At 58.5% G+C, this 14,557-nt stretch carries 20 protein-coding genes; 10 read left to right on the top strand and 10 right to left on the bottom strand.

The features are described 5' to 3' along the window. Window positions 1-107: 107 nt before the first annotated feature. The 5 genes from ACA072_RS04400 to ACA072_RS04380 are packed head-to-tail and all read right to left on the bottom strand — an operon-like array spanning window position 108 to window position 3,148. Complete coding sequence (locus ACA072_RS04400) at window positions 108-413, bottom strand: STAS domain-containing protein (RefSeq protein WP_497623356.1); 306 nt, start codon at window positions 411-413, stop codon at window positions 108-110. Then, window positions 410-1,063, bottom strand: a complete 654-nt coding sequence (locus ACA072_RS04395) for an MlaC/ttg2D family ABC transporter substrate-binding protein (RefSeq protein ID WP_497623355.1) — start codon at window positions 1,061-1,063, stop codon at window positions 410-412. The genes ACA072_RS04400 and ACA072_RS04395 overlap by 4 nt, the downstream gene beginning before the upstream one ends. Before the next feature lie 11 nt (window positions 1,064-1,074). Next, complete coding sequence (gene mlaD, locus ACA072_RS04390) at window positions 1,075-1,542, bottom strand: outer membrane lipid asymmetry maintenance protein MlaD (protein WP_109627992.1); 468 nt, start codon at window positions 1,540-1,542, stop codon at window positions 1,075-1,077. Then, window positions 1,542-2,339 carry a lipid asymmetry maintenance ABC transporter permease subunit MlaE gene (mlaE, locus tag ACA072_RS04385; RefSeq protein WP_219095728.1) on the bottom strand — a complete coding sequence of 266 codons (798 nt, stop codon included), beginning with the start codon at window positions 2,337-2,339 and terminating at the stop codon, window positions 1,542-1,544. The genes mlaD and mlaE overlap by 1 nt, the downstream gene beginning before the upstream one ends. After that, on the bottom strand, window positions 2,339-3,148 hold the full coding sequence (locus ACA072_RS04380) for an ATP-binding cassette domain-containing protein (protein WP_109627990.1): 810 nt from the start codon (window positions 3,146-3,148) through the stop codon (window positions 2,339-2,341). Before ACA072_RS04380 ends, mlaE begins: the two co-directional genes overlap by 1 nt. A 277-nt stretch (window positions 3,149-3,425) precedes the next feature. Between ACA072_RS04380 and ACA072_RS04375 the strand changes: the two genes are divergently transcribed. The 10 genes from ACA072_RS04375 to ACA072_RS04330 all read left to right on the top strand — a co-directional run bounded on the left by ACA072_RS04375 (window position 3,426) and on the right by ACA072_RS04330 (window position 10,541). Further along, window positions 3,426-4,400 carry a KpsF/GutQ family sugar-phosphate isomerase gene (locus ACA072_RS04375; protein ID WP_497623354.1) on the top strand — a complete coding sequence of 325 codons (975 nt, stop codon included), beginning with the start codon at window positions 3,426-3,428 and terminating at the stop codon, window positions 4,398-4,400. Next, a complete protein-coding gene (locus tag ACA072_RS04370) occupies window positions 4,400-4,924 on the top strand; it encodes a KdsC family phosphatase (RefSeq protein WP_497623353.1) in 525 nt (174 codons plus the stop codon). The genes ACA072_RS04375 and ACA072_RS04370 overlap by 1 nt, the downstream gene beginning before the upstream one ends. A gap of 7 nt (window positions 4,925-4,931) precedes the next feature. Next, window positions 4,932-5,504 carry an LPS export ABC transporter periplasmic protein LptC gene (gene lptC, locus ACA072_RS04365; protein WP_497623352.1) on the top strand — a complete coding sequence of 191 codons (573 nt, stop codon included), beginning with the start codon at window positions 4,932-4,934 and terminating at the stop codon, window positions 5,502-5,504. After that, window positions 5,491-6,039, top strand: coding sequence for a lipopolysaccharide transport periplasmic protein LptA (lptA, locus tag ACA072_RS04360; RefSeq protein WP_461979519.1), 549 nt, complete (start codon window positions 5,491-5,493; stop codon window positions 6,037-6,039). The genes lptC and lptA overlap by 14 nt, the downstream gene beginning before the upstream one ends. Beyond that, window positions 6,039-6,764, top strand: coding sequence for an LPS export ABC transporter ATP-binding protein (gene lptB / locus ACA072_RS04355; RefSeq protein ID WP_109627985.1), 726 nt, complete (start codon window positions 6,039-6,041; stop codon window positions 6,762-6,764). Before lptA ends, lptB begins: the two co-directional genes overlap by 1 nt. A gap of 272 nt (window positions 6,765-7,036) precedes the next feature. Then, window positions 7,037-8,530 (top strand): RNA polymerase factor sigma-54, encoded by a 1,494-nt coding sequence (locus tag ACA072_RS04350; protein WP_497623351.1) that lies wholly within the window; start codon window positions 7,037-7,039, stop codon window positions 8,528-8,530. Window positions 8,531-8,604: 74 nt separating this feature from the next. Then, complete coding sequence (gene hpf, locus ACA072_RS04345) at window positions 8,605-8,913, top strand: ribosome hibernation-promoting factor, HPF/YfiA family (protein ID WP_007941242.1); 309 nt, start codon at window positions 8,605-8,607, stop codon at window positions 8,911-8,913. 12 nt (window positions 8,914-8,925) lie between these two features. After that, window positions 8,926-9,390: a PTS IIA-like nitrogen regulatory protein PtsN gene (gene ptsN, locus ACA072_RS04340; RefSeq protein WP_497450162.1), complete on the top strand. Its 465-nt coding sequence runs from the start codon at window positions 8,926-8,928 to the stop codon at window positions 9,388-9,390. Between the two features lie 2 nt (window positions 9,391-9,392). Continuing rightward, entirely contained in the window at window positions 9,393-10,250 is an 858-nt protein-coding gene (rapZ, locus tag ACA072_RS04335) for an RNase adapter RapZ (RefSeq protein ID WP_497623350.1), read from the top strand. A gap of 15 nt (window positions 10,251-10,265) precedes the next feature. Then, the gene (locus ACA072_RS04330) at window positions 10,266-10,541 is read left to right on the top strand and encodes an HPr family phosphocarrier protein (protein WP_462004003.1); all 276 of its coding nucleotides are present in this window, start codon (window positions 10,266-10,268) and stop codon (window positions 10,539-10,541) included. Between the two features lie 106 nt (window positions 10,542-10,647). Here ACA072_RS04330 and ACA072_RS04325 read toward each other — a convergent pair whose 3' ends face one another. Genes ACA072_RS04325 through ACA072_RS04305 form a run of 5 tightly spaced genes read right to left on the bottom strand, consistent with a single transcriptional unit; the run spans window position 10,648 to window position 14,405 of the window. Then, window positions 10,648-11,541: a ZIP family metal transporter gene (locus ACA072_RS04325; RefSeq protein WP_219095721.1), complete on the bottom strand. Its 894-nt coding sequence runs from the start codon at window positions 11,539-11,541 to the stop codon at window positions 10,648-10,650. Window positions 11,542-11,571: 30 nt separating this feature from the next. Continuing rightward, a complete protein-coding gene (locus ACA072_RS04320) occupies window positions 11,572-12,183 on the bottom strand; it encodes a superoxide dismutase (protein ID WP_497623349.1) in 612 nt (203 codons plus the stop codon). Between the two features lies 1 nt (window position 12,184). Next, complete coding sequence (locus ACA072_RS04315; RefSeq protein ID WP_497623348.1) at window positions 12,185-12,613, bottom strand: DUF2753 family protein; 429 nt, start codon at window positions 12,611-12,613, stop codon at window positions 12,185-12,187. 27 nt (window positions 12,614-12,640) lie between these two features. Then, window positions 12,641-14,017: a class II fumarate hydratase gene (locus tag ACA072_RS04310; RefSeq protein WP_497623347.1), complete on the bottom strand. Its 1,377-nt coding sequence runs from the start codon at window positions 14,015-14,017 to the stop codon at window positions 12,641-12,643. Next, window positions 13,998-14,405, bottom strand: a complete 408-nt coding sequence (locus ACA072_RS04305) for a FagA protein (RefSeq protein ID WP_497623346.1) — start codon at window positions 14,403-14,405, stop codon at window positions 13,998-14,000. Before ACA072_RS04305 ends, ACA072_RS04310 begins: the two co-directional genes overlap by 20 nt. Window positions 14,406-14,557: the final 152 nt, after the last annotated feature.

Below are 14,557 nucleotides of genomic sequence, written 5' to 3'. Positions count from 1 at the left end.
CTCAATCGGCGCCCTGTGCGCGCGGGTCGGACATCATACAAAAAAGCCCCGCGCCTGCGAACCCCGCGAAGCAGGACTCTGACGGGGGGCTTCTTTATAGATGCTGGTTAGGGATGCGCCAACAGCTCGGTCAATTCGCTGACCTGAGCGATTTCGCGCATGTCTTCTGGCATCCCGCGGATGCTCAGCGCCTTGCCGGCCGCCTCAGCATCACGCATGAAACACAGCAGCAAGGACAAGCCTACGCTACTGGACTTCAACACTGCCGAACAATCGACCACCACTTCAGTAGCCGTGCTGGATTTGATCAACGCCTGCCCCTGCTTGCGCAAACCGGGACCGGTACGGTAATCCAGCATGCCGCTAAGGCGCAGCTCGCCGGTTTCGCTCATGCGAATGGCCGACACGCTCATTGGGCAGATTTCTCGGTGGCGTCCGCGGATTTTTCCTTGGCTTTGGCAACTTCCCCGGCCCAACCGTTGATGGTCTTGTCCAGGTCATTGCCATTGCGCTGCATCGCATCCGCGAATTGATCTCGGAACAGCTTGCCGATATTGATACCGTTGATGATCACGTTGCGCAGTTTCCACTCGCCATTGATCTTCTCGAGTGTGTACGACACAGGATAGATCGAGCCGTTGGTGCCCTTGACCGTCATGGCAACGCTGGTACGGTCGCCGGACTCATCCTTGGCAGGATCGACGGTGATGCCCTGGTTGTTGTACTCGAGCAAGGCGTTGCCATAGAACTGGAACAGACCCTTCTTGAAGTTCTCTTCGAAGGTCTTCATCTGCGCCGGCGTGGCTTTGCGCGAGTATTTGACCGTCATGATGCTTTTGGAAATGCCCTCGGCATCCACGACCGGCCCGACGATGGTGTTCAGCGCCGTGTAAAAGTCTTGCGGATCCTGCTTGTACTTCTCTTTGTTGGCCGACAGATCGGCAAGCAGCCGATCGGTAGTGTCTTTCACGATATCGTGCGCTGAGGGCGCTGCCACGGCGTGAGCCATCAACGGCAAGGCCGCGAGTAATATCAACAGGCTACGTCGCAAGGTAGAGATCATTCAAAAGCTCCTCATTTGGCGTCTTTGCTAACGGTATTGAGCAGGAATTTACCGATCAGGTCCTCGAGCACCAGCGACGACTGCGTGTCGTGGATGGTTCCACCATCCTTGAGCAGGGCTTCTTCCCCGCCCACACTGATACCGATGTACTTCTCGCCCAACAGGCCAGCCGTCAGAATAGATGCAGTGGAGTCAGCCGGCAGGTTGTCTACGCGCTTTTCCAGTTGCATGGTCACCCGACCGGTGAAGCTGTCGCGGTCCAGATCGATCGCCGTGACCTTGCCGATGGTCACACCGGCCATGGTCACTTTAGCTCTGACCGTCAAACCGGCGATATTGTCGAAATAGGCATAAAGTTTATAAGTATCGGTGGTGGCGCTCGGGGACAGGCCACTGACCCGCAACGCTAGCAACAGCAAAGCCAGGATGCCAGCCAGCAAGAAAAGGCCGACACCGATTTCCAGGGTGCGGTTTTGCATCAGAAATCTCCAAACATCAAGGCGGTCAAAATAAAGTCCAGGCCGAGCACAGCCAAAGAGGCATACACCACGGTCTTGGTAGTGGCACGACTGATCCCCTCGGAAGTGGGCTCGCAGTCATAGCCTTGGAATACGGCGATCCAGGTCACGACAAAGGCGAAGACGATGCTCTTGATGATGCCGTTGAGCACATCATCGGTGAACGTCACGCTGTTCTGCATGTTGGACCAATAGGAACCTTCATAGACACCCAGCCAGTCGACAGCCACCCACGAACCACCCCAGATACCCACCACGCTGAAAATCATCGCCAGCACCGGCAGGGAAATGAAGCCGGCCCACAGGCGCGGGGCAATGATGTACTTGAGCGGGTCGACACCAATCATTTCCAGACTGGACAACTGTTCAGTGGATTTCATGTTGCCGATTTCGGCGGTCAACGCCGAACCTGCGCGCCCGGCGAACAGCAAGGCCGTTACCACCGGGCCGAGTTCACGCAACAGCGTCAGCGCAACCATCTGCCCGACCGCCTGCTCCGAACCGTAGCTGGACAGAATGTTGAAGCCTTGCAGCGCCAGCACCATGCCGATGAACACCCCGGAAACCACAATGATCACCAGGGACATTACGCCCACCGAATGCAATTGCTTGATCAGCAGGCCAAAACCGCCGCCGATACCGCCACGGCCGAGCAAGGCATGAAACAGAAAAATCGCCGAACGCCCGAACACCGCCAATACATCGATGCCGCCGTGGCCGAATCGACGCACGCGTTCTAATAGTGAAATCTTGCGCATCAACGCTTCCCCAGGAGATCTGCGCGGTAATCCGTCGCTGGAAAGTGGTATGCAACCGGACCGTCGGGCTCGCCGGTCATGAATTGACGAATCCGCGGTTCCTGCGAGTTCATCAGCTCCTCGGGAGTACCCTGCCCCAGGACTTGCCCCTCACCCACCACATAGATGTAATCGGCAATGCTGGCGGTCTCGGCCAGATCGTGGGAGACCACGATACTGGTGATGCCCAGCGCATCGTTGAGCAAGCGGATCAGGCGCACCAACACCCCCATGGCGATAGGGTCCTGGCCGACAAAGGGTTCGTCGTACATGAGAATCTGTGGATCGAGGGCAATCGCCCGCGCCAGCGCGACACGACGCTTCATGCCACCGGACAGCTCGTCGGGCATCAGGTCGATGGCGCCACGCAACCCCACGGCCTGCAATTTGAGCAGGACGATGTCACGGATCATTTCTTCCGGCAGCTCGGTATGAACGCGCAGCGGAAAGGCGACGTTCTCGAACACATCGAGGTCGGTAAACAGCGCGCCGCTCTGGAACAGCACGCCCATGTGCTTGCGCGCATCGAACAGATCGCTGCGCGACAGCTTTGGCAGGTTCTGGCCGTTGACCCAGACTTCGCCCTTGGTAGGACGCAACTGTGCGCCCATCAGACGCAACAGCGTGGTCTTGCCACACCCGGAAGGCCCCATGATGCCGGTGACCTTGCCGCGCGGGATACGGATATCGACGTTATTGAAAATGCTGCGCGCACCGCGCTTGAAGGACAGTCCCTTCAGCTCGACCGCGTAGGCGTTATCGGCACTCATCTAAACTCCTTGCGATGCAGCCTCACACTCGGACGCCTGGCTTCCTGACGAAAGCACATACCTCCCCGGGCAGGCCGAACTGGCGGCGAACTATATCACTGCAAAGGCCAAGCGCCCAAGGCCCAAGCCGGCCCATGTTCAGCAACATGACAGGCAAAAAGCCTCGTCCGGAGGGGATTCGGTAACAGGGAATGACAAAGCATGACGAACTTGCGTGAGGGTTTTGATCATTACCGCTATAATCGCCGCCTTTTCATCAGGCTATACGATTTCTGACATGAGCCAATCCAGCGACCTGATTCAATCTGCACAACGCACCATCCGCCTCGAACTGGAAGCCGTACAAGGCTTGCTGACCCATATCGACGCAGATTTCGTACGCGCTTGCGAGATGATTCTGGAGAGCAAAGGACGCGTGGTCGTGGTCGGCATGGGCAAATCGGGGCACATCGGCAACAAGATCGCCGCCACCCTGGCCAGCACCGGCACGACGGCGTTTTTCGTGCACCCGGCCGAAGCCAGCCATGGCGACATGGGCATGATCACGCGCGACGACATCATCCTGGCCCTGTCGAACTCCGGCTCCACCAATGAAATCGTCACCCTGCTGCCCCTGATCAAACGCCTGGGCATCAAGTTGATCAGCGTGACCGGCAACCCGGACTCCGCGCTGGCCAAGGCTGCCGAGGTCAACCTCAACGTTCACGTCGAGCATGAAGCCTGTCCGCTGAACCTGGCGCCGACTTCGTCGACCACCGCCGCACTGGTCATGGGCGATGCCCTGGCCGTTGCGCTACTGGAAGCCCGCGGCTTTACTGCTGAAGACTTCGCCTTTTCCCATCCGGGCGGCGCGCTGGGCCGACGCCTGCTGCTGAAGGTCGAAAACGTCATGCACGCCGGCCAGGAACTGCCACAGGTCCAGCGCGGCACGTTGCTCAAGGACGCGCTGATGGAAATGACCCGCAAGGGCCTAGGCATGACCGTGATCCTGGAAGCCGACGGCAAACTGGCCGGAATCTTCACTGACGGTGACTTGCGCCGAACGCTGGACCGCAGCATCGACATCCACAGCGCCACGATCGATCAGGTCATGACTGCGCACGGCAAGACCGCTCGCGCCGAGATGCTCGCCGCCGAAGCCCTGAAAATCATGGAAGACCACAAGATCAACGCACTGGTCGTGGTCGACAGCGAAGACCGTCCGGTCGGCGCCTTGAACATGCACGACTTGTTGCGTGCGGGAGTAATGTAATGAGCACGGACCTGCTGCAACGCGGCAAACAGATCAAACTCGCGGTGTTCGACGTCGATGGCGTGCTGACCGACGGGCGCCTGTACTTCCTCGAAGACGGCAGTGAATTCAAGACGTTCAGTACCCTCGACGGCCAAGGCATCAAGATGTTGATGGCAGCCGGCGTGCAGACCGCTATCATCAGCGGCCGCAAGACCCCGGTGGTCGAACGTCGAGCGAAGAATCTCGGCATTCCTCACGTTTATCAGGGGCGCGAAGACAAACTGGTGGTGCTCGACGAACTTCTGGCTCAACTCAACCTGAGCTATGAGCAGGTCGCCTATCTGGGCGACGACTTGCCGGACCTGCCGGTGATTCGCCGCGTGGGCCTGGGCATGGCGGTAGCAAACGCCGCCAGCTTCGTGCGTGAACACGCCCACGGCATCACCCTGGCCCGTGGTGGCGAGGGTGCCGCTCGCGAATTCTGTGAATTGATCCTGCGCGCCCAGGGCCGCCTCGATGCGGCCAACGCCGCGTACCTGTGAGCCCACTATGCTGAGCAAAAAGATTCGCAACATCCTGATGTTCGGTTGCATCGCGGCGCTGTTTGCCGCGGTCGGCTACTGGAACATCAGCCCGGAACGCTTCCTCGACAAACCCGTGGTCAAGGTCGATGAAACCGCGATCGACTATTACGCACTCAACGCCCACAGCGTGCAGTACCTGCCGGACGGCAAATTGCAGTACGAAATGACGTCCGACAAGGTCGAGCACCTGAAAGTGAGCGAGGTGACGTTGCTGACCAACCCCGACCTGAACATGTTTCGTGGCACCGAGTTTCCCTGGCACGTCCAGAGCGAGCACGGCGAAGTCAACCCGGACGGCACTCAGGTCGAGCTGATCGACTCGGTGCGCATCACGCGTTTCGACGAAAAAAACCGCAAAACCCTGATTACCACCACCCGAATGACGGTGTTCCCGCAGCAGCAATATGCGCAGACCGATCAACCCGTTAGAATCGACGGCGCTGGCGGTGTATCGACAGGCAACGGAATGAAAGCGTACTTGAAAGAAAGCAGGATACACCTGCTATCGAACGTAAGAGGACAGTATGAGGCTCGTTAAAACTCTCCCTATTTTGCTCAGTCTGGGCGCAGCACTGGGAAGCGTGAGCGCCTGGGCTCTGCCGAACGATCAAGAGCAGCCTATCCGCATTCAGGCCGACGACGCCCAACTGGACGACAAGAATGGCATTGCCACCTATAAAGGTGACGTGATCATTACCCAGGGCTCGATGAAGGTTACCGGCAACACCGTGACCATCACCCGCACCGCGGCTGGTGACATCGACGTGGTGACTTCGGTGGGCAACCTCGCCTACTTCGAGCAACTGCAAACGGCCGGTGACACCAAGCCTGTTCAGGGTTGGGGTGTGACCATCCAGTACCACGCCTCGCAAAACCGCGTCGTGCTGATCGACAAGGCGAAAGTTGTCGACAAGGACAACAACGTCACCCAAGGCGAAAAAATCGTCTACGACACCGCGAAAAAGCTGGCGAGCGCCGGGCGTGCTACGGGCAGCAAGGTTACCGAGTCGCGTCCGCGCATTGACATGGTGATCCAGCCCAAGCCGAAAACCGACGAGAAAAAGGCCCAGTAATGGCAACTCTGAAAGCTCAGCATCTGGCCAAGAGCTACAAGAGCCGCCAGGTCGTGCGTGACGTCAGCCTGTCCATCGACAGCGGTCAGATCGTCGGCCTGCTGGGTCCTAACGGCGCCGGCAAGACCACCTGTTTCTACATGATCGTTGGCCTGGTGCAGGCCGATCAGGGTCGCGTATTGATCGACGACCTCGACGTCAGCCACCAGCCTATGCACGGTCGTGCAAAGGCCGGTATCGGCTATCTTCCGCAAGAAGCGTCGATCTTCCGCAAACTCTCGGTGGCCGACAACATCATGGCCATCCTCGAGACCCGCAAGGAACTCGACAAGGCCGATCGTCGCAAAGAGCTGGAAAGCCTGCTGCAGGAATTCCACATCAGTCACATCCGCGACAACCTTGGCATGAGCCTGTCCGGTGGTGAACGCCGCCGCGTGGAAATTGCACGTGCACTGGCCACCAACCCGAAATTCATCCTGCTCGACGAACCTTTCGCCGGTGTGGACCCGATTTCGGTGGGCGACATCAAACAGATCATCTATCACCTCAAGGCCAAAGGCATTGGCGTGCTGATCACGGACCACAACGTCCGTGAAACCCTGGACATCTGCGAAACCGCCTACATCGTCAACGATGGCCAACTGATCGCCGAAGGTGACTCCGCTACCATCCTGGCCAACGAACTGGTCAAGGAAGTGTATCTGGGCCACGAGTTCCGCCTTTAAGCACCAAGGTGTCTGGCTGATTGTCCGAGCGTTTGTCTCGATAAAAAATCAACATTTTTTTATTGTTACAGCGCTCTAGGCAAACGCTGGCCTCAAAGATGTTCAGCTATCAGCAAGGGCAGCTCGTCAATAAGACTTTAAAAGTTTTTATTGTTACAGCGCTCTAGGCAAACGCTGCAGTTTCGGGCATATAATTTGCTTATGTTTGGCGCTCCGGCGCCCTGTAGTGGATGGCGCATGTGCGCCGGCGAATAAGGTGTTAAGCCCCTGCCATGAAACCATCGCTAGTCTTGAGAATGGGCCAGCAGCTGACGATGACACCGCAGCTGCAACAGGCCATCCGCCTGCTCCAATTGTCGACCCTGGACCTGCAACAGGAAATCCAGGAGGCCCTGGAGTCCAATCCGATGCTCGAACGCCAGGAAGAAGGCGACGACTTCGATAACGCCGACCCCTTGGCCGACAAAGCCGAACAGCTCCCCAACGCCGATGTCTCGGAACCCTCCTACCAGGAAACCGCCCCGACGGTGGACAACCTCGAGGAAGGTGACTGGAACGAGCGCATTCCCAACGAACTGCCTGTCGATACCGCGTGGGAAGACGTCTACCAGACCAGCGCCAGCAGCCTGCCGAGCAACGATGACGACGAGTGGGACTTCACCACCCGCACATCGGCCGGCGAAAGCCTGCAAAGCCATTTGCTGTGGCAACTGAACCTTGCACCGATGTCCGACACCGATCGCCTGATCGCCGTGACCCTGATCGATTGCATCAACAATCAGGGCTACCTGGACGAAACCCTCGAAGAAATTCTCGAGGCCTTCGATCCGGAGCTGGACATCGAGCTGGACGAGATCGAAGCCGTACTGCACCGCATCCAGCAATTCGAACCTGCCGGCATTGGCGCCCGCAACCTGGGCGAATGCCTGCTGCTGCAACTGCGCCAACTGCCCGCCAAGACGCCTTGGCTGGCCGAAGCCAAGCGTCTGGTCACTGATTACATCGACCTGCTAGGCGGCCGCGACTACAGCCAGCTGATGCGCCGCATGAAGCTCAAGGAAGATGAACTGCGCCAGGTGATCGAGCTGGTGCAGAGCCTCAACCCTCGTCCGGGTTCGCAGATCGAGTCCAGTGAAGCCGAGTACGTTGTTCCTGACGTGATCGTGCGCAAGGACAATGAGCGCTGGCTGGTGGAGCTGAACCAGGAATCCGTGCCACGTCTGCGGGTCAACGCCCAGTACGCCGGCTTTGTGCGCCGCGCCGACACCAGCGCCGACAACACTTTCATGCGCAATCAGTTGCAAGAAGCCCGCTGGTTCATCAAAAGCCTGCAAAGTCGCAACGAAACCCTGATGAAAGTAGCCACCCAGATCGTCGAGCATCAGCGCGGCTTCCTGGAGTACGGCGACGAAGCAATGAAACCGCTGGTGCTGCATGACATCGCCGAAGCGGTGGGTATGCACGAATCGACGATTTCCCGGGTGACCACGCAGAAATTCATGCATACCCCTCGGGGCATATATGAACTGAAATACTTTTTCTCCAGCCACGTCAGCACCTCCGAAGGCGGTGAATGCTCGTCCACAGCGATTCGCGCGATCATCAAAAAACTGGTTGCCGCGGAAAATCAGAAAAAGCCGTTGAGTGACAGCAAGATCGCTGGTTTACTGGAGGCACAAGGCATTCAGGTGGCTCGCCGCACCGTCGCCAAGTACCGCGAATCCCTCGGGATCGCGCCTTCGAGCGAACGCAAGCGGTTGATGTAGAGCCACGCCACAGCGTTCCAGTGGCAGGCATTTCTGCCTGCCGCTTTATGCACTGGCAACGAAGGAGAAGCTGTATGCAAGTCAACATCAGTGGACACCAACTGGAAGTGACCGAACCTCTTCGCACCTACATCGGCGAAAAACTCGAACGATTAGAGAGGCATTTCGACAAGATCACCAACGTGCAGGTCACGATGACGGTCGAAAAGCTCAAGCAAAAAATCGAAGCCACGCTGCATATTCCCGGCAATGAAGTGGTCGCCAACGCGGAGCATACTGATATGTACGCGGCGATCGACGCATTGACCGACAAGCTCGATAAACAACTCAAAAAGCATAAGGAAAAGACCCAGAGCCTCCTACAGGGCGCGACCGGTCGTTAACACTCCCAACCCATGATCCGACTTGAAAGCATCCTGACCCCCGGCCGTTCCCTCGTGAACGTGCCGGGCGGCAGCAAAAAGAAAGCCCTCGAGCAAATTGCCAACCTAATCCATCGCGAAGTGCCGGATCTGGCCATGCAGGATGTTTTCGAGAGCCTGGTCGCCCGTGAAAAACTCGGTTCTACCGGTTTTGGCAACGGCATCGCCATCCCCCACTGTCGCCTCAAGGGTTGCACCTCACCCATCAGTGCCTTGATGCACCTCGATGCACCCATCGATTTCGACGCCATCGACGGCGCCCCGGTTGACCTGTTATTCGTTCTGCTGGTCCCGCAAGCCGCCACCGATGCGCACCTGGAGCTACTGCGCCAGATCGCTAGCATGCTCGATCGCAAGGAGGTGCGCGAAAAACTGCGCAGCGCCCCGAGCAATGAAGCCTTGTATCAGGTTGTCCTGGACGAGCAAAACGGTCACTAATCATGCGCTTGATCATTGTCAGTGGCCGTTCCGGCTCAGGTAAAAGTACCGCACTCGATGTTCTCGAGGACAACGGCTACTACTGCATCGACAACCTGCCCGCCGGATTGCTGCCGGAGCTGGCCGAGCGCGCGCTGATTCATACCGAACTGGCACAACCGCTGGTTGCCGTCTCCATCGACGCGCGCAACCTGCCGAGTCACCTGTCGCGGTTTCCCGAATTACTCGAAGAAGTCCGCAGTCGGCATATCAAATGCGATGTGCTGTATCTGGACGCCGATGAAGAAACGTTGCTCAAACGCTTTTCGGAAACCCGTCGACGCCACCCTCTGAGCACTGCGCACCGTTCGTTGGCCGAGGCGATTCAAGACGAGACCCAGTTACTGGGCCCTATCGCCGACCTGGCCGATCTCAAGGTCAACACCACCAACCTGAACCTGTATCAGCTGCGCGATACCATCAAGTTGCGCCTGTTGAACCAGCCTGAAGCCGGTACTGCGTTCCTGGTGGAATCTTTCGGGTTCAAGCGTGGCATGCCGGTGGATGCCGACCTGGTGTTCGACGTGCGCTGCCTGCCCAACCCTTACTGGAAGCCCGAATTGCGCGAGCAGTCCGGGCTTGATCAACCGGTGGCCGAGTACCTGGCGGCGCAACCGGATGTCGAAGAGATGTTCCAGGACATCTCAACGTACCTGCTCAAGTGGTTGCCGCGCTTTGCCGCCAGCAACCGAGCCTATGTCACCGTTGCCATTGGCTGCACTGGCGGGCATCACCGCTCCGTCTACCTGACCGAACGTCTGGGCCAGGTCCTGCAACAATCCCTGAAGAACGTCCAGGTTCGCCACCGCGACCTCAGCTAAAGGATTCACATCGCGATGCCTGCTCTGGAAATCGAAATCATCAACAAGCTGGGCCTGCATGCGCGCGCTTCGGCAAAATTCGTCGGTGTTGCCGGTGAGTTCAAGGACTGCACGATCAGAGTAGGACGCACGCCAGAATCCACGGTCGATGGCAAAAGCATCATGGCGATGATGATGTTGGCGGCGGGCAAAGGCACAAAGATTCACCTGAGCACCGAAGGTGAAAAGGCTGATGAGGCGCTGCAGGCATTGGTGGATTTGATCAACGACTACTTTGGCGAAGGCGAATAAAAGTCAAAAGATCGCAGCCTCGTTTCACTCGACAGCTCCTACAGGGATCCGCGTAGGCCTGTAGGAGCTGTCGAGTGAAACGAGGCTGCGATCTTTTGATCTTGTCTCAAGCCAACGCCGTATCCATCACCATCATCAAACAAAACCCGATCAACAACCCAAGGCTCGCCAGCTTGTCGTGGCCATTGCGTCGCGACTCGGGGATGACTTCATGGGTGACCACCAGCAACATCGCCCCCGCCGCCAGCGCCAATCCCAACGGCAACAGCAATTCGGCCAGGCTCACCAACCACGCGCACAACAACGCGAAGACTGGTTCGACCAGCCCTGATGCCGCACCGATCAGGAACGCCTTGACCCGCGACATACCCGCCCCTGCCAGCACCAGCGCGATCACCAGCCCTTCCGGTACATCCTGCAACGCGATGCCCATGGCCAGGCTGTCGGCATCCGGCATTCCGCCACCGGCCGAAACCCCGACCGCCATGCCTTCAGGAATGTTGTGGGCAATGATGGCAAACACAAACAACCAGATCCGTGGCGGGATGACTGGCCGTTCCAAGGTTCCGACAAGCATTTCCGGCGAGGCGCCCGACACTTTTCGGTCCACCAGAAACAGCCCGAATGCGCCGAGCATGATGCCGAAGCTGATCAGGCCGCTGGCCGCCCAAGGTGTCAGTCCCAGGCTTTCAGCGGCGGAGATACCCGGAACGATCAGCGAAAACGCCGTCGCCGCTAGCATCACCCCGGCGCCAAAACCCAGCAGTGTATCGCTGACCGCCTGCGGCATCCGCCGAATCACCAGCACCGGCACCGCACCCAACGCCGTGCCCAAGGCGCAAATCGCCCCGCCCTGCAGTGCGCGCAACAGTTTGGGTTCGAGATCGAGCCACGCCAGTCCATGGGCAACCAACAACGACATGCCCGCCAGCAGCAATAGCGACCCCAATGCGTAACGAAACATTCGTCCGCTTCCGATCGCCAGTGTTTCAGTGCCCATAGTCAGCCTTGGATTGTTTTTATAGAGGACTTAAACCAGCGCAGCCTGATAACGCGCAGCGACTTCGGGCCAATTGATCACGCTGTAGAACGCATTGATGTATTCCGGACGGCGGTTCTGGTATTGCAGGTAGTAGGCGTGCTCCCAGACATCCAGGCCGAGGATTGGCGTGTTGCCATTCATCAACGGGCTGTCCTGGTTACCGCTGCTTTCCACGATCAGGGTCTTTTGCGACGTGACACTCAGCCAGGCCCAGCCACTGCCAAAGCGGGTCAGCGCGGCTTTGGTGAACGCTTCCTTGAAACTCTCCAGGCCACCCAGTTGCTCATCAATCGCCTTGGCCAACGCACCTTCGGGTTTGCCGCCGCCGTGAGGCGCCATCACTTCCCAGAACAGCGAGTGGTTGGCGTGGCCGCCGCCCTGATTGATCACCGCCGCGCGGAGTTTTTCCGGCAGGTGCTGGACGCTGGCCACCAGTTTTTCCACCGACCATTCGGCAAATTCGGTACCTTCCACCGCGGCGTTGAGATTATTGATGTAGGTCTGGTGGTGCTTGGTGTAGTGGATCTCCATGGTCTGCGCATCGATATGCGGTTCCAGGGCATCGTAGGCGTAAGGCAGGGCAGGCAAGGTAAAAGCCATTTCAATGGACTCCATGATGTAGAGGCGCACGCGATGCGGTATCGGTGTGCAGCAAACGGTGCGTGCGCGGGTATTCGCCATGCTCGCTGATGAAATTCAGCAGCTCGACATAGGTTTTGCTGCTTTGGCGCAGCGCGGCTTCACGCAGGGCCGGGGCCAGGCGCGGGTCCTGCATGGTTTGCAATAACCGCTGATGGATCGCGCACAAATATTCGGCGCTCTCCTCCGGCTGGTTAAGACGCAAATGCAAGTCGGCCAGGTTGTGATGGGAAATCACGCAGGCCGCCACCGCTTCGTCGGCATCCGCCCAGCGCTCGAACAACACCTGGGCCAGAGCCAGGGCCTGCAAGTAAGCCTCGCGGGCATCGACCAATTCGCCCAGCATGAAATGGCGATTGGCCCTTTCGATCGTGCGTTTCCAGTGCTCCATGGTGAGCCTCCAAAGCGGTAGCGGTGATTACACGCCGCCTGCGGTGAGCGTCTCTGGGTTGAGTAATTCTTCCAGTTGGCTGCGCGTCAGGTCGGTGTGTTCCAGGGCGACATCGATCACCGGGCGACCCTGCTGATAGGCCTTCTTGGCGATTTCAGCGGCTTTTTGGTAACCAATGATCGGGTTGAGTGCGGTCACCAGAATCGGGTTGCGCGACAGCGCCTCTTTGATCCGCGACTCATTGACCTTGAAGCTGGCGATGGCCTTCTCACCCAGCAGATGGCTGGAGTTGGCCAGCAATTCGATGCTGCTCAGCAGGTTCTGCGCGATGATCGGCAGCATCACGTTCAATTCGAAATTGCCCGACTGACCGGCGATGGTGATAACGGTGTCATTGCCGATCACCTGGGCGGCAACCATCGCGGTGGCTTCCGGGATCACCGGGTTGACCTTGCCGGGCATGATCGACGAACCCGGCTGCAAGGCTTCGAGTTCGATTTCACCGAGTCCGGCCAGCGGACCAGAGTTCATCCAGCGCAGGTCGTTGGCGATTTTCATCAGCGAAACCGCTGTTGCTTTGAGCTGGCCGGAGACCGCCACCGCGGTGTCCTGGGAGCCGATCAGCGCAAACAGATCCTTGCCGGGCGTGAATTGAACGTGAGTCAGTTCGCTCAGCTGTTGGCTGAAACGCGCGGCGAATTGCGGATGGGCGTTGATCCCGGTGCCTACCGCCGTGCCGCCCTGGGCCAGGGATTGCAGGCTCGGCAGCAAGTCCTGTAAATGGCCGATGTTGGCCTTGAGCTGCTGCGCCCAGCCATTCAGCACCTGGCTCATGCGCACCGGCATCGCGTCCATCAGGTGCGTGCGACCGGTTTTGACGTGGTGATGAACCTCTTCAGCCTTGCGCTCAATGACCTGTGCCAAACGCACCAGCGCTGGCAGCAGTTGCTCATGCAACGCGAGCGCAGCGCTGACGTGGATGGTGGTCGGGATAATGTCGTTGCTGCTTTGGCCGCAATTCACGTGATCGTTAGGGTTCACCGGTTCGCCGAGCAGACGGCTGGCCAGGGTGGCGATCACTTCGTTGGCGTTCATGTTGGAACTGGTACCGGAACCGGTCTGGAAGATATCCACCGGAAAATGCTGCATGAAGTCGCCCTGAAGCAAACCCAGTGCCGCATCGACGATGGCTTCGCCCCGGGACTCGCTGATTTGCTTGAGCTCGACGTTTGCACGGGCGGCGGCGGCTTTGGCCAGAATCAGCGACCGGATGAACTGCGCGGGCATCGGCTTGCCGCTGATCGGGAAGTTATCCACCGCACGCTGGGTCTGCGCGCCATAGAGCGCGTCCACCGGGACCTGAAGCTCGCCCATGCTGTCGCGCTCAATACGAGTCTTGTTCATCACTAAATCCTTGCACCAGTTCTATAAGAGGAATCGAGGGCTGCAACTCGCAGATCGCCAGTTGCCAGGTGTAGCTTTGCCAGCGCTTGAGGCGGCATTTGCACAGAGAGAGGCGTTCCAGATCGCGCAGCGGGCGCCAGGCCTGGTCCAGGCAGTAAGTCCGCCAGTGCCAGGGCAGCGCGACATCGGCGGCGGTGTCGAGCAACAAACGGAAAGAGGTTTCTGCGATGGTCCACGGCGAGGTTGCCGTGCAACAGGCCAGATAACGGCCTTCAGCCAGGTAATGTTCGATCAGGCGCGGTTCATCGGGGGCCATCGCGCAACGGATCTGGCGACTCATCCAGCGCCAGCTTTCGAGGTAAGGCTGCTCGTGCAAGGCAGAACTCATGATCCGGGCTCATTCGGTAATGAGATTTATTATTAGATGATAATGAGAACCAACACAACCCCGAGAGAACACGACACATTCCTTGTGGGAGCGGGCTTGCTCGCGAAGGGGCCATCACATTCAGCATCTTTGTTGACTGATACACCGTCTTC

It is taken from the genome of Pseudomonas sp. LBUM1656 (assembly GCF_059716065.1).
The sequence above is the reverse complement of the archived record's forward strand: the minus strand, read 5'-3'. Positions and strand labels throughout refer to the sequence as shown.

What these genes read in the sequence shown, in the direction of transcription:
- ACA072_RS04315 (WP_497623348.1), bottom strand. Translation starts at nt 12,613, where the DNA reads ATGGAGCACTGGAAACGCACGATCGAAAGGGCCAATCGCCATTTCATG.
- ACA072_RS04305 (WP_497623346.1), bottom strand. Translation starts at nt 14,405, where the DNA reads ATGAGTTCTGCCTTGCACGAGCAGCCTTACCTCGAAAGCTGGCGCTGG.
- mlaE (WP_219095728.1), bottom strand. Translation starts at nt 2,339, where the DNA reads ATGCGCAAGATTTCACTATTAGAACGCGTGCGTCGATTCGGCCACGGC.
- ACA072_RS04395 (WP_497623355.1), bottom strand. Translation starts at nt 1,063, where the DNA reads ATGATCTCTACCTTGCGACGTAGCCTGTTGATATTACTCGCGGCCTTG.
- ACA072_RS04400 (WP_497623356.1), bottom strand. Translation starts at nt 413, where the DNA reads ATGAGCGTGTCGGCCATTCGCATGAGCGAAACCGGCGAGCTGCGCCTT.
- ACA072_RS04370 (WP_497623353.1), top strand. Translation starts at nt 4,400, where the DNA reads ATGAGCACGGACCTGCTGCAACGCGGCAAACAGATCAAACTCGCGGTG.
- rapZ (WP_497623350.1), top strand. Translation starts at nt 9,393, where the DNA reads ATGCGCTTGATCATTGTCAGTGGCCGTTCCGGCTCAGGTAAAAGTACC.
- ACA072_RS04350 (WP_497623351.1), top strand. Translation starts at nt 7,037, where the DNA reads ATGAAACCATCGCTAGTCTTGAGAATGGGCCAGCAGCTGACGATGACA.
- ACA072_RS04310 (WP_497623347.1), bottom strand. Translation starts at nt 14,017, where the DNA reads ATGAACAAGACTCGTATTGAGCGCGACAGCATGGGCGAGCTTCAGGTC.
- ACA072_RS04320 (WP_497623349.1), bottom strand. Translation starts at nt 12,183, where the DNA reads ATGGCTTTTACCTTGCCTGCCCTGCCTTACGCCTACGATGCCCTGGAA.
- lptC (WP_497623352.1), top strand. Translation starts at nt 4,932, where the DNA reads ATGCTGAGCAAAAAGATTCGCAACATCCTGATGTTCGGTTGCATCGCG.
- ACA072_RS04330 (WP_462004003.1), top strand. Translation starts at nt 10,266, where the DNA reads ATGCCTGCTCTGGAAATCGAAATCATCAACAAGCTGGGCCTGCATGCG.
- ACA072_RS04375 (WP_497623354.1), top strand. Translation starts at nt 3,426, where the DNA reads ATGAGCCAATCCAGCGACCTGATTCAATCTGCACAACGCACCATCCGC.
- ptsN (WP_497450162.1), top strand. Translation starts at nt 8,926, where the DNA reads ATGATCCGACTTGAAAGCATCCTGACCCCCGGCCGTTCCCTCGTGAAC.
- lptA (WP_461979519.1), top strand. Translation starts at nt 5,491, where the DNA reads ATGAGGCTCGTTAAAACTCTCCCTATTTTGCTCAGTCTGGGCGCAGCA.
- mlaD (WP_109627992.1), bottom strand. Translation starts at nt 1,542, where the DNA reads ATGCAAAACCGCACCCTGGAAATCGGTGTCGGCCTTTTCTTGCTGGCT.
- lptB (WP_109627985.1), top strand. Translation starts at nt 6,039, where the DNA reads ATGGCAACTCTGAAAGCTCAGCATCTGGCCAAGAGCTACAAGAGCCGC.
- hpf (WP_007941242.1), top strand. Translation starts at nt 8,605, where the DNA reads ATGCAAGTCAACATCAGTGGACACCAACTGGAAGTGACCGAACCTCTT.
- ACA072_RS04380 (WP_109627990.1), bottom strand. Translation starts at nt 3,148, where the DNA reads ATGAGTGCCGATAACGCCTACGCGGTCGAGCTGAAGGGACTGTCCTTC.
- ACA072_RS04325 (WP_219095721.1), bottom strand. Translation starts at nt 11,541, where the DNA reads ATGGGCACTGAAACACTGGCGATCGGAAGCGGACGAATGTTTCGTTAC.